The 12,790-nt window shown below is 65.8% G+C and carries 10 protein-coding genes; 3 read left to right on the top strand and 7 right to left on the bottom strand.

Annotation, left to right across the window (positions count from 1 at the left end; all coding sequences use genetic code 11):
- Positions 1-19: 19 nt before the first annotated feature.
- Both ACRYA2_RS01535 and ACRYA2_RS01530 read right to left on the bottom strand, forming a co-directional pair.
- The gene (locus ACRYA2_RS01535; RefSeq protein ID WP_433623547.1) at positions 20-2,281 is read right to left on the bottom strand and encodes a CDC48 family AAA ATPase; all 2,262 of its coding nucleotides are present in this window, start codon (positions 2,279-2,281) and stop codon (positions 20-22) included.
- On the bottom strand, positions 2,278-2,520 hold the full coding sequence (locus tag ACRYA2_RS01530; RefSeq protein WP_433623545.1) for a DUF7127 family protein: 243 nt from the start codon (positions 2,518-2,520) through the stop codon (positions 2,278-2,280). The genes ACRYA2_RS01535 and ACRYA2_RS01530 overlap by 4 nt, the downstream gene beginning before the upstream one ends.
- Before the next feature lie 151 nt (positions 2,521-2,671).
- On the opposite strand from ACRYA2_RS01530, the gene ACRYA2_RS01525 reads away from it, so the two are divergent.
- Positions 2,672-3,499, top strand: a complete 828-nt coding sequence (locus ACRYA2_RS01525) for an alpha/beta fold hydrolase (RefSeq protein ID WP_433623543.1) — start codon at positions 2,672-2,674, stop codon at positions 3,497-3,499.
- 39 nt (positions 3,500-3,538) lie between these two features.
- On the opposite strand, the gene panB is transcribed toward ACRYA2_RS01525, so the two are convergent.
- On the bottom strand, positions 3,539-4,348 hold the full coding sequence (gene panB, locus ACRYA2_RS01520) for a 3-methyl-2-oxobutanoate hydroxymethyltransferase (protein WP_433623541.1): 810 nt from the start codon (positions 4,346-4,348) through the stop codon (positions 3,539-3,541).
- A 208-nt stretch (positions 4,349-4,556) separates the two neighbouring features.
- Here panB and ACRYA2_RS01515 point away from each other — a divergent pair, with 208 nt between their 5' ends.
- Both ACRYA2_RS01515 and ACRYA2_RS01510 read left to right on the top strand, forming a co-directional pair.
- Positions 4,557-5,042 (top strand): GNAT family N-acetyltransferase, encoded by a 486-nt coding sequence (locus ACRYA2_RS01515; protein WP_433623539.1) that lies wholly within the window; start codon positions 4,557-4,559, stop codon positions 5,040-5,042.
- Between the two features lie 174 nt (positions 5,043-5,216).
- Positions 5,217-6,317 carry a Gfo/Idh/MocA family protein gene (locus ACRYA2_RS01510; protein ID WP_433623537.1) on the top strand — a complete coding sequence of 367 codons (1,101 nt, stop codon included), beginning with the start codon at positions 5,217-5,219 and terminating at the stop codon, positions 6,315-6,317.
- Between the two features lie 164 nt (positions 6,318-6,481).
- On the opposite strand, the gene ACRYA2_RS01505 is transcribed toward ACRYA2_RS01510, so the two are convergent.
- From ACRYA2_RS01505 to ACRYA2_RS01490, 4 genes are all read right to left on the bottom strand, one after another.
- On the bottom strand, positions 6,482-7,444 hold the full coding sequence (locus ACRYA2_RS01505) for a cation diffusion facilitator family transporter (RefSeq protein ID WP_433623535.1): 963 nt from the start codon (positions 7,442-7,444) through the stop codon (positions 6,482-6,484).
- Positions 7,445-7,607: 163 nt separating this feature from the next.
- A complete protein-coding gene (locus ACRYA2_RS01500) occupies positions 7,608-8,459 on the bottom strand; it encodes an eIF2B alpha/beta/delta subunit family protein (RefSeq protein WP_433623533.1) in 852 nt (283 codons plus the stop codon).
- Between the two features lie 179 nt (positions 8,460-8,638).
- Positions 8,639-11,686, bottom strand: coding sequence for an oligosaccharyl transferase, archaeosortase A system-associated (locus ACRYA2_RS01495; protein ID WP_433623531.1), 3,048 nt, complete (start codon positions 11,684-11,686; stop codon positions 8,639-8,641).
- A 167-nt stretch (positions 11,687-11,853) separates the two neighbouring features.
- Positions 11,854-12,786 (bottom strand): hypothetical protein, encoded by a 933-nt coding sequence (locus ACRYA2_RS01490; RefSeq protein ID WP_433623529.1) that lies wholly within the window; start codon positions 12,784-12,786, stop codon positions 11,854-11,856.
- Positions 12,787-12,790: the final 4 nt, after the last annotated feature.

The raw sequence follows: 12,790 nt of genomic DNA, 5'->3' as shown, positions 1-12,790 counted from the left end.
ACCGCAGCGACGGCGGTTCCTACTGGAACGCGCCGCCGGTCGCGCGCTGCTCGTCCGGTTCTGCGGTGTCGAACTGCTCTTCGATCTGGTCGTAGCGCTCGCGGGTCTCGTCGGTGACGCTCGGGGTCACCTCGTCGAGCGCCTGTTCGAAGTGCTCGGCCTTGATGCGGACGTTACCGACGCTCTCGCCGATTTCCTCGGGGGAGACGCTGTTGACGAACTCCCTGCTGGCGGCCATCGCTGCCTCGCGGCAGACCGCCTCGATGTCGGCGCCGACGTAGCCCTCGGTGTCGCTGGCGAGGCTGTCGAGGTCGACGTCGTCTGCGAGCGGCTTGTCGCGGGTGTGGACCTCGAAGATGGCGCGGCGCGCCGTCTCGTCGGGCACGGGGACGTGGACGTGACGGTCCAGGCGACCGGGGCGCAGCAGCGCGGAGTCGATGAGGTCTGGCCGGTTCGAGGTGGCGATGACGACGACGTCCTCGAGCTCTTCGAGTCCGTCGAGTTCGGTCAGCAGCTGGGAGACGACGCGTTCGCCGACCTGCGAGCCGCCGCCCTGGCCGCTCCCGCGCTCGGTGGCGATGGAGTCGATCTCGTCGAAGAACACCACAGTGGGGGCGTTCTCGCGGGCCTTGCTGAACACTTCGCGGACCCCTTTCTCGGACTCGCCGACCCACTTCGAGAGGAGTTCGGGGCCCTTGATCGAGATGAAGTTGCTGTCGCTCTCGTTGGCGACGGCCTTCGCCATCAGGGTCTTCCCAGTGCCGGGCGGGCCGTACATCAGGACGCCCTTGGCGGCCTCCATGTCGAGTTCCTCGAACACCTCGGGGTAGTCGAGCGGCCACTGGATGGTCTCGCGGAGCCGCTCTTTCGTGTCCTCGAGTCCGCCGACGTCGTTCCAGGTGACGTCGGGGACCTCGACGAACACCTCGCGGAGCGCGGAGGGTTCGATACCCTTCAGCGCCTCCTTGAAGTCCGTCTCGGTGACCTGCAGGGAGTCGAGCACGTCCGCCGGAATCTCCTCGGATTCGAGGTCGATTTCGGGGCGGATGCGCCGGAGCGCGTTCATCGCCGACTCCTTGGCCAGCGATTCGAGGTCGGCACCGACGAACCCGTGGGTGTTGTCGGCGTACTCCTCCAGTTCGATGCTGTCGGACAGCGGCATCCCGCGGGTGTGGACCTGCAGGATTTCCAGACGGCCCTCGCGGTCGGGGACGCCGATCTCTATCTCGCGGTCGAACCGACCGGGACGGCGTAGCGCGGGGTCGACGGCGTCGACGCGGTTCGTCGCCGCGATGACCGTCACCTCGCCGCGCTCTTCGAGGCCGTCCATCAGGCTGAGGAGCTGGGCGACGACGCGGCGCTCGACGTCACCGCCGGCCTCCTCGCGCTGGGGTGCGATGGAGTCGAGTTCGTCGATGAAGATGATGGCCGGCGCGTTCTGCTCGGCGTCCTCGAACACCTCGCGCAGCTTCTCCTCGCTCTCCCCGTAGTACTTCGACATGATCTCGGGGCCGGAGATGGTCTGGAAGTGCGCGTCGATCTCGTTGGCGACGGCCTTCGCCATCAGCGTCTTCCCCGTGCCGGGCGGCCCGTGCAGCAGGACGCCCTTCGGCGGCTCGATGCCGAGGCGCTGGAACAGCTCGGGGTGACGCATCGGCAGTTCGATCATCTCCCGGACCTGCTCCAGTTCGCTTTCGAGGCCACCGATGTCCTCGTAGGCAACGTCGGGGCGTGCGCCGTCGCCGCCGGCCGTGCCCGCGGCTATCTCCTCCGCGGGGCGCTCGCTGATCTGGATGTCCGTCGAGTCGGTGACGACGACCGTCCCGTCGGGGTCCGTGCTGGCGACCTTCAGCGGGATCGACTGCCCCGACCCCATCCCCATCAGGCCGAAGCCGAACGGGATGGCCTGACCCTGCGTGATGGCCTGGCCACTCAGCTTGTCGCGGATGTGCGGCGCGATGTTCCCGCGAATCTGGAGGTTCTGCGGGAGCGCGATGGTGACGCGGTTGGCCGGTTTCACGTCGGCCTTCTCGATGGAGACCTTGTCGTCGATGCCGACGCCGGCCTCCTGACGGAGCTTCCCGTCGATGCGGACGATACCGCGACCCTCGTCCTCGGGATAGCCGGGCCAGACTCGCGCCACGGCACGTCCCTGTCCGCGCCCCTCGATGACTATGTAGTCACCGTTCTCGACGCCCAGTTCCTCCATGGAGCGTCGGTCGACGGCGGCGAGTCCACGGCCCGCGTCCTTCTGCTTGAGTGGCTTGACGGTAAGTTTCATCGTCCCACCTCGATAGTGAGGACGCCATTGTTGATAAACGCTTGCGCCTCGCCCTCCGGCAGTTCTAGCTCTGTCTGGTAGTTCTCCTCGCCCTCGACGACCACGATGGCGACGTCGTCGAGCACGTCGACCGACACCTCCGCCGTGCCGAAGTCGGCGACGATGACCTGCTCCTCGTCGTCGTAGTCGTAGCGGCGGGCGATACTCTCCTCACGCTGTGATATTCGTTCGAGCGACATCTGTTTCCTAACCTTTCGTTAGGCATTCTAGTATTTAAACCTTTCTCTAAAGAAGGCCCTCATGTACTGCGATTCCTCGATTACGGGTCGAAATGCAGTTCACGGACGACCCCTCCCGGAGCCTTATGTCGTCGGCCCGCGAAGCCGACGTATGGCGACGGTAACACATCAGGGACGGACGACGGCCTACCAGCGTTCGGACAGGGGAGCAACCGGCGACCCCGTTCTGTTCGTCCACGGCAGCGGCGGCAGTCACGAGGTCTGGAAGGCACAGTTGGGACGGCTCGCCTCGACGGTTCCCGTCGTCGCCGTCGACCTGAGCGGTCACGGCGACTCCGACGACGTGCCGGGAACCGACCTCGGATGGGGGACGCTGTCGGCCTACGCCGACGACGTGCTCGCGGTCGCCCGCGAAACGGACGCCACGACGCTCGTCGGTAACTCGCTGGGCGGCGCGGTGGCAATGCATGTCGTGCTGGAACGGTCGTTCGACCCGGACGCGCTCGTGCTCGTGGGCAGCGGCGCGAAACTCTCCGTGCTCGACGACCTGCTCGTCTGGCTCGATGGAGGGAACACGAACGTCGACGAGGACGACCTCGACAGCGGTGCCGTCGGCGATTTCGACCGCGCCATCGAGTTCCTACACGGCGAGGATCGCCTGTTCCATGACCCCGACGACCGCTACGTCGACCTCTCGAAGGAGAACATGCGCGAAGTCGGTCAGCGGGTCACCCGGCGCGACTTTCGTTCCTGCCACACGTTCGACGTTCGCGACGAACTCGACGACATCGCCGCCCCGACGCTGGCCGTCGTCGGCGAACACGACAAACTGACGCCCCCGAAGTACCACGAGTACCTCGCCGAGAACGTTCAGGACGGCCGCTACGCCGAGATCGAGGACGCCGCCCACCTCGCGATGCTCGAACGCCCCGAGGCGTTCAACGAGACCCTGGTCGACTTCCTCGACGACGTGCGGTGACGACGCCGCGCCGGGTGCGCCAGCGCTTCCACCGGGCGGTCAGTACACGTCGTCGACGGTCTCTTCGACGTGACTGTGTTCGTCGGCCGGGAACTCGCCGGATTCGACGGCGTCCCGGAACCGCGACACCGCTCGCTCCATCTCGCCCCGCACGTCGCCGAACTGCTTCGAGAACGACGGCGACCAATCGCCCAACCCGACGGCGTCGTCTATCACCAGCACCTGCCCGTCCGTCTCCGGGCCGGCACCGATGCCGATGGTCGGAATGGTCAGCTCCTCCGTTATCGTTCCCGCGAGGTTCGCGGGGACGTGTTCGAGCACGAGCGCGAACGCGCCGGCGTCCTCGTGGGCGCGAGCGAGGTCGAGCATCTCCTCGGCGGACTCCTCGGTCGTCCCCTGGCGTGCGTACCCCTCGCGGTTGACGTGCTGGGGCGTCAGTCCGAGGTGCGCCATCACCGGGATGCCGACCCGGGTCAGCGTCTCCGTCAGTTCGACGGTGTGTTCGCCGCTCTCTATCTTCACCGCGCTCGCTCCCTCCTCCTTCAGCATCCGGCCCGCGTTCTCGACCGCCGCCGTCTCGTCGTACCCGAAACTGAGGAACGGGAGGTCGGCGACGACCAGGGCGTCGTCGGTGCCGCGGACGACCGCACCGGTGTGGCTCGCGATTTCGTCGACGGTGACCGGCAACGTCGAGTCGTAGCCCAGCGCGGTGTTCCCCACGCTGTCACCGACGAGAATCACGTCGACACCGGCCTCGTCGACGATCTCCGCGGTCGGCGCGTCGTAGGCGGTCAGCATCGTTATCGTCTCCTCGCCTGCCATCTCCCGAACATCCCGTACCGTTGGCATACTGGAATGTCGTCGTTCCGATGGCTTAATCGCCCCGGTCGCGGAAGTTCGGAGTCGACCTCGCGTCCGTCCCTGCGGTGAACGGGTCGTTCCGCCACGACGGCGACGAGAGTTCGACCGCGCTCGACCGGCGAGCCATCGAGGAGTCTCCGACCGTTGTGACCGTATGCCGGTGGAATTATATTGACCAGTCTGCTACTCACTCCCAGTGAGCGTAAACGTCGACATGCGGGTCGTCGGCCCCGGCGATAACCGCTACGTCGAGGAGGCCTGGCGGCTCAAAGAGCGCATCCGCGCGCGCGACGGTGTGCTCAAGCAGCGCCGCGGGTTCTTCACCGACGCGTACCGCCGTTCGACGGTCTATCTCTACGTGGCCGAGGGCGACCAGGACCGGCTCATCGGGTTCGCCGCGGCCCGCCGCGACGGCTACATCCTCTTTCTGGCGGTCGACGAGGAGTTCCGCGGCGAAGGGTTCGGCGAGCGTCTCGTCGCCCGGGTCGCCGACAACCACTCCTCGGTGACCTGCCACGCCCGCGCGAGCAACGAGAACGCCCTGCAGTTCTACCGACATCTCGGCTTCGGCGTCGAGCGTCGCATCGGCAACTACTACGAGGACGGCGGCGACGCCTACTACCTCCGTCTCGGCGAGGACGAAGGGCTCGCCAAGCGCCTCTCGGACTTCATGCGCGGCTAGGCCGAACGACGCCGAACTCGACGACAAAGCTGGTTCTCGGGCGACGTCGAGCCTGGCGAACCGCGCTGGACTCGCGGTCGACGCCGGACTCGCGGCCGACCGACGTTCTTCGGGTACCACGACGACCTGCCGCAGCCTCAAAACACTAAGCCCCTGCCCGAGCAAGGGGAGAACATGACGCTACGAGTCGGCGTTCTCGGCTACCGGTTCATGGGCAAAGCACACGCGAACGCGATGGCGCGGCTCCCGATGTTCTTCCCCGACGCGCCGGACGTGGAGCGCCACGTCCTCGTCGGCCGCGACGAGGAGGCGCTCGCGGACGCGGCCGACCGCCTCGGCTTCGAAACCACGAGCACCGACTGGGAGTCGGCCATCGACGACGTGGACGTCTTCTACAACCTCGGACCGAACCACGTCCACGCCGAGCCCTCCATCGCGGCGCTGGAACGCGGCGTCCCCGTACTGAGCGAGAAGCCGCTGGCGAACGACCTGGCGAGCGCGGAGCGGATGGCCGACGCCGCCGCGGACGCCGGCGTCCCCACCGCCACGGCGTTCAACTACCGGTACGTCCCGGCGCTCCGGTACGCGAAGAACCTCATCGACGACGGCGAGCTGGGCGAAATCCGTCACTTCCGCGGGCGCTACCTCCAGGACTGGCTCGCCGACCCGGACGCGCCGTGGTCGTGGCGCAACTCCGAGGAGATGGCGGGCAGCGGCGCGCTCGGCGACCTCGGCGCGCACACCATCGACCTGGCGCGCTTCCTCGTCGGAAACGTCGAGCGCGTCTCCGGCCACTGCCAGACGTTCGTCGACGAGCGCCCCGTCGAGGGAGAGGACGAGACGCGACCCGTCACCGTCGACGACGCCTACTCCGCGCAGGCGGAACTGGAGGACGGCGCGATGGCGACCTTCGAGGCCTCCCGCTTCGCGACGGGCCACAAGAACGACCACACCGTCGAGGTCCACGGCTCGAAGGGGAGCCTGAAGTTCTCGCTCGAACGCATGAACGAACTCGAGGTCCTGCGCGAGGACAGCCGGGGGTACGAGACCGTTCTCGTGACCGACGCCGACGACCCCTACGTCGACCACTGGTGGCCCCCCGGCCACGTCCTCGGCTGGGAGCACACGTTCGTCCACGAGGACTACGAGTTCCTCTCGGCGGTCGAGTCCGGCGAGGAGTACCACCCCAACTTCGAGGACGGCGCGGCGGTCCAGCGCGTGCTGGACGCGATACAGCGGAGCGACGCCGAAGCCGAATGGGTCGACGTGGCGTAGGGTTGCTACGCTCCCGATTCGGCTTCGGAGACGGTGAATAGGTCGACGTGGCGTAGATTCGCCGCGTTCCCGATTCGGCTTCGAGGCCACGGAATGGGTCGACGCGGTGTACACTCGGCGAGGTTCTAATTCAACCTCGGAGATAGCGCAGCGACGGCGACGGTTCAGTGGGAGTGCGTGTCGAGACGGCGGTCGTCGGGGGTGGCGCAGAGTTCGACGGTCGCGTGTTCGACGTCGTAGTCGGCGAGGGTACGGTGGACGCGCTCCCGGAGTTTCTCCGCCTCGGAGAGCGTGTCCACGTCCACGTGGACGTGGGTCGTGGCGATGGTTAGTTCGCTACAGATTTGCCACGTGTGGAGGTCGGCAACGGATTCGACGCCGTCCGTGCCGTCGAGCGCGTTCCGGACGGCCTCCTGAGAAATGGGCGTCCGGTGGAGGAATATCTCGCCGCTGGCGCGGAGGAGTTTCCCCGCCGACCAGAGGACGACCGACGCGATGAGGACGGCCGTGAGCGGGTCGACGATTGCGAAGCTAGTGTACCGGACGACCACCGTCGAGACAATGACGGCGACCGACCCGCCGGCGTCGCCCAGCAGGTGGTAGAACGCGCCGCGCTCGTTGAGGCTCATCTCGCCGCCCTGGAGGACGTACACCGAGACGAGGTTGACGCCGAGACCGGCGACGGCGAGCGCGAGCGTGGGGCCGGTACCGATGGAGACGGGGTCGAGGAACCGCTGGTAGGACTCGTAGAGGATGTAGACGACCATCGGAACGAGGAAGAGGCCGTTCGCAAAGGCGGCGAGCGGTTCTAGCCGGTGCAGTCCGTAGGACCACTCGTCCGAGGCGTCGGACCGGTCCGCGACGGAGGCGGCGCCGTAGGCGAGCACGTACGCCAGCGCGTCGAACAGCATGTGGACGGCGTCGCTGAGGAGCGCGACCGACCCGAACAGCAGTCCGCCCGCGAGTTCGGCGAGGAACCCGACGACGTTGATGGCCGCGACCAGGGCGAGCGTTCGCGTGCTCCGCTCGCTCGCGCCGTGGCCGTGGTCGTGACCACCGTGGTCGTCGTGGCCGCCGTGCTCCTGCGACGATGAGTCGCTGTGCGAGTGCGTCCCGTCGCTCGTCATGGCGTGTCGTTCTCACCGCTCGATACTTATTATTCTAACTGGTAAGAAATGGCGTTAGTTAGGGCAAGGTTAACAAATGATTCCGGTCGAGTTGTTAAATCGGTTCGAACGATGCCGTCGACTTGTCGGGAGTCGCGTCACAGAACAGCGCCGTTCGAGTCGGTCAGTACTCCCAGGTTCCCTCGTCGGTCACGACCGAATCGAGCAGTTGGGTGGGCGTGGCGTCGTAGGCCGGGTTCTCGACGGAGAAGCCCTCCGCGGGTTCGCGGATGACCTCGCTGGCGGAGCGGAAGTCGTTCTCGAAGCGGAACCCCTCGCCGACGATCTTCGCGCTGGATCCGATGGTGGTGACGGGGACGCCGACCTCGTTGGCCGTGGCGACCAGGGGGAACGTGCCGACGCGGTTGTACAGCGTCTCGTCGACGATGCAGTCCATGCCGGTGAACACGCGGTCGCACTCGTCCATGAAGTGGCCGGCCGCGCTGTCGACGATGAGGTGGGCGTCGACGTAGTCCATCTCGCCGAGCACGCGGGCGGTCTTGCGCCCGAGGTAGCGCGGTCGCGCCTCGAGGACGTAGGCTTCGAGATAGCACCCCTCGCCGACGGCGTTCTCGATCGCCTCCAGCACCGTCGAGGAGTAGTCGTGGGTCATGAAGGTCGTCCCGTCCTCGAACAGCGGCGCGGCGTTGTCGGCGGCGCGCTGCTTGGCGGTCACGACGCCCTCGACCACCTCGTCGATGGCGGCCTCCGTGCGCTCTTTCGCCGCGTCGACGGTGTCGAGGTCCGCCTCCTCGACCATGCTGACGATGGCGCGCTGGGTCGTCACCAGCGATGCGTGCGACGGGTTCGCCCGCCGGAGGACGTTGCTGTTGCGCTCCAGGGCGCGCACGTACTCCTCGACCGTCTCGAAATCGCGTTCCAGAAGGTCCGACAGCGCGCGGGCGGCCTTGACCGCGACGGTCGAGGAGCTGTGCGTCTGCATCTCCTTGATCTCCTCGACGGCCTCGTCTATCATGCCCTACACGTATCTGCCGGGCCACATGGCTTTTCTGGGTTCTCCCCGGCCGACCCCTGGTGCACGCGGTCGACCACGAAACCCGCGTGGAACCGGGGCTTCGCTGCTCGACGTGCAGTAGAGCAGTCACGCCGGAACGGCGGAGAGAACGGAGCGGAAAGAGTGGGAAAGCGAAGCGTTCAGTCGCGTCGCGCAACGAGCAGCGCGGCGGCGAACGCGCCGACGAGGCTGGCCCGCGTCGCGGTGTTCGCGCCCTGCGGGCTGTCGCGGTCGCCCGTGGTCGTCTCGTTCGACCCGTCGCCGGACTCGTTCGCGGTGCCGTTCGTGGCGCCGTCGTCACCGCTGGTGCCGTTCGCGGGACCGGTCGTTCCGTTCGCCGTCGAGTTGTTCGCGCCCTCGACCGGAATCGTCTGCTGGTTGTCGACCGACACCGTCACGGCGGTGTCGTTCTCGCCGATTACCTGGCCCTCCGAGACGTGGGCGGTGGCGTTCTTGAACGTGAAGCCGTTCTCACCCTGCTTCTGGGGCGTCGAGAACTCGTAGGGGCCGACGGCGCGGGCGCTGACGTTCGTGTACCCCTTCTCGGTACCCCACTGCTGGTAGCCGGTCGTCGAGTACGGCAGCGTCATCGTGAACTGCCCGTCCTGACCGGTCTGGGCCTGCTGGCGGTAGGTGAACGTCCCGCGGTCGGTCTTCACCTGCACCGACGCGGTGACGGTGGTGTTGGCCGGAGCCGTCCCCTGGACTTCGGCGCCGGGGACGCGCTCGAACGCCTTCACCCACGTCGGCGACGTCTTGAAGAACCCCTGCTGTGCCTGGCGGTCGGGCAGCATACCGAGTTGCTGCTGGAGCGTCCGGAGGTGCGTCGGGGACCGCGTCGAGGACGTGTCGCTCACCTTCACGACGCGGTAGTGTTCGAGCGCGGGCACCCGCTCGTTCGGGTACGCGCCGATGCCGCCGAGCCTGGCCGACCCGTCCTCCTGGACGTACTGTCGGGCCTGCTGCATCGTGTCGAAGCGCTTGACGAGCGACTCGTTCTCCGGCGCGACCTTGTACGTCCGGCCGTTCGCCTGCTGGAGTTCGTAGTCGACGACGAGCGGCTCCGGCTCGACCGCGCTACCGTGGAACTTGTACAGCCGGACCATCATCGACTCGTAGTAGTCCTGCTTGTGGAGGACGGTGTACTGCCCCTGGCCCTGGATGACGTAGTCGACGAACTGGCCCTGGGAGGCGTTGTCGTTGAAGACGGTCGGGGCGAAGAACTTCACGTTGCCCGACCGCCCCTTCGTGTTCACCATCTTCCAGTCGACCATCACGTACCGGGTCTGCTCGCCGTCGCTCCCCAGCCGCTGGAGGACGTCGTTCGCCTGCGACTCGTTCGTCGCGAGGAGGTAGTTCGCGGCGGTCTTCGCGTTCTCCTGGAACGGGTTGGCGTTCGGGATGCGCTCGCCCTCGACCGTGATCCAGTGACCGTAGTCCCACCAGGACATGACGCCGTAGGCACCCTTCGGGTAGTCGAAGTCGCCGTCGCCCTCTTTGTAGGTGCCGTAGTAGTCCATGCTCCCGTTCGCGCCGCCGTACTGGCCTTCCTGGGGCGTGTTGCCCTGCATCCACTCCAGCGTGCCGTCCCACTGGACGGCCGCGCTGGGATTGGCGCTCTTGCCCATCTGGTTCGCGGTGTAGGTCTGGCTGTTGCCGACCGTGACCGGCATGACGAGCCCCGGAACGATGAGCAGGACGACGAAGAACACGGCGATGATCTGGTAGGCCTCCACGTCGCGGATCGCCTCGCTCGTCGTGCCGGCAAAGCCGACGAAGCCGAGCACCCACCCGAACAGGTAGGCGTTCAGCACGGCGACCGGCACCGCGAGGTAGTAGTTGAACCGCACCTGCGTGAACGCGGCCGCCGTGATGAACGCGGCCCACACGAGCACGAGCAGTTTCTCCGCCTCGTGCTCGTCGGCGGCGAACGACCGCCAGACCATCACCAGCGCGCCGACGATGGCCGTGAAGAACATCAGCCCGTACTCGGGAATGACTACAGACGCAAGCGACTGCCCCTGCTGGAGGAACGGTTTCGCCTCGCCGATGGTGCGCTGGGCCGCGCCCGCACCGAAGCCGATGAACCGGACGAGGTTGCTCCGGATCAGGTTGAACAGGTTCGGGAAGAGCAGGTAGACCAACAGCGTCCCGACCACCAGCAGTCCGAAGATGGCGGCAGGGTAGAGCGACGGCGAGAGGTTCCGGGCGTCCCACTCGCGGGCCAGCCACGCCATGAACGCCGCGCCGACCGCGATTGCGAACGGAAGGAGGGGCTGGAGCAGCGAGAACTTCGTGGCACTAAAGGAGAGCGTGCCGAGCGGGACGAGGAGTAGAAGACCCGTCACGCCCATGCTCGTCGTCGCGACGAACGCGAGGTGGTCCGGGCTGACGCCGCGGACGTAGTCCGCCGAGAGCTTGAGCGTGAAGAAGACGCCGAAGATGCCGACCAGCAGGATGCCGGGCGGCCACGTCCACAGGTAGAGGGCGGTGGCGACGCCGGCCAGCGCCGCGAAGCCGACCGGTTCGCGCAGGGCCGCGACGTCGCGGTCCTCGACCAGTTCGTAGACGGGGCGTTCGCGCTCGGCGACGGAGACGGCGACCATCATCGCCAGCACGGCGAACGCCTGGAAGAACGGCTCGACGACGTTGTGGTCCGCGAAGCCGACGAGGCCGCGCCGAAGGAACACGCCCGGGAGTAGTGCTAATACGAGCGCGCCGAACAGGCCGCCGAGGCGACCGCCGAGGCGCTTACCGATGAGGTACGTCGGAATCAGTACCAGCGCGCCGAACACCGCCGGCGCGAACAAAAGCGTCATCGCGACCGTCTGGTCGGACGGACTGCCGAGGCCGACGACCAGCGCCGCCGTGGCGACGAGCTGGTCGTACAGCGTGCCGAACTGGCCCACGCTCGTCCCGTAGGGGAAGTTCGTCCACGGGTCGAACGGCATCGTCTGCGGCCAGTTGTTCACCGTGTACTGCACCTGCCGAAGGTGGTAGTACGCGTCGTTGCCGGAGAAGAACACCTCTCCGCCTCTCGTGAAGTTCTCGTACGACTGCGCCCGCACCCACAGCATGAACCCCAGAAGGACCGTGAGGACGGGAACGTGATACCATTTCTCCGCGTAGTCGAGGATTGAATCGGTGAGGTTGGAGGAGTCCTCGACCCGCTCTGTACCCTGACTCATTGGAGGAAGGTCTGGGAAAACGGGGATAAGCCTTGTGATGATGCGATTCAGAATGGCAGTTTCTTCAATTGTGGTTTTAGCTCTTATTTTAAAGTATTCATTTTTGTCATGCGTATCCTAGCGCTTCCAGGCGATTTTTCACATCTGCTGCTGCCTCAGTCGGTTCCTCACGTACTTCCGTCGGCGGTTCTGGTACGTCCGTTGGCCCAGCGTCCGCAGGTATTTCTACCCATGGAATACGTCGAATTGACGGATGTACGGCACCCGGGGGGATGACCCCACATGCCAAACTCGCCCATACCGTTACCGTGGTCGGCCGTTATCAGGACACGGCGGTCTGTATGCGCTAACAGGCGGCCGACCCACTTCAGTACCCATGCTAAGTTTTCTCTGTACGCAGTCCAGACATCGTCAGGGTCAAACTCGCCCCGCTTCGTGCGCTCCCATATGCACTTCCCAGCGTGGCGGTCTGGATCAACGATGTTTGCGAGATTCGTGTCCTCCCCTGTCCACTCCGGCCGTGTTTTGAACGGTTGATGCGGTTGCATGTAATGGGCAACCACTGTCTCGACATTCTCGGGATTGTCACGACAGATACGGTACGTATCTCGTGTCACTGCATTTGGCGGGGTTGTCTCAACTCCGCCACCGATATCCTGCCAATCGGTCTCATATACTTTCTGGAGGTCGGCAAATCGTTCCGAAGAAATCGGCAAGGCGTCCTTCCATGGAACGTCTTGGTCTATCCAGGGATTCGCGGTGATGTATGCTGTCTTCTGGGCTTCTGCCTCGTGCTCGCGGAAGGTTCGAACTATCCAGTCAATGCTGCACGCACCTGGCGACCACCGGCTCTCAATATCATTGGATTCGGGAAGCCAGTCGTAGTCGTCGACAACCTCACGGAGCAAGTCGACGCGGCAAGCGTCAAGGACAAGTACGAGACTGGCATCGCTCTCCCAGATCGGCGTGCCAAGATGAGGGTCGATAGTTCGCCGGCTAGTTCCGTATATGAATTGGAGTGCGCTCTCTCGTGTGGCTAGCCATACCGGCTGAGTCTGGTAGCGATCAATACTTTCGTTAATCCAATCCTTGAGTGTCATTCGT

It is taken from the genome of Halomicrococcus pelagicus (assembly GCF_050954125.1).
Note: the sequence above shows the minus strand (reverse complement) of the source record. Positions and strands in the feature narration are given on the sequence as shown.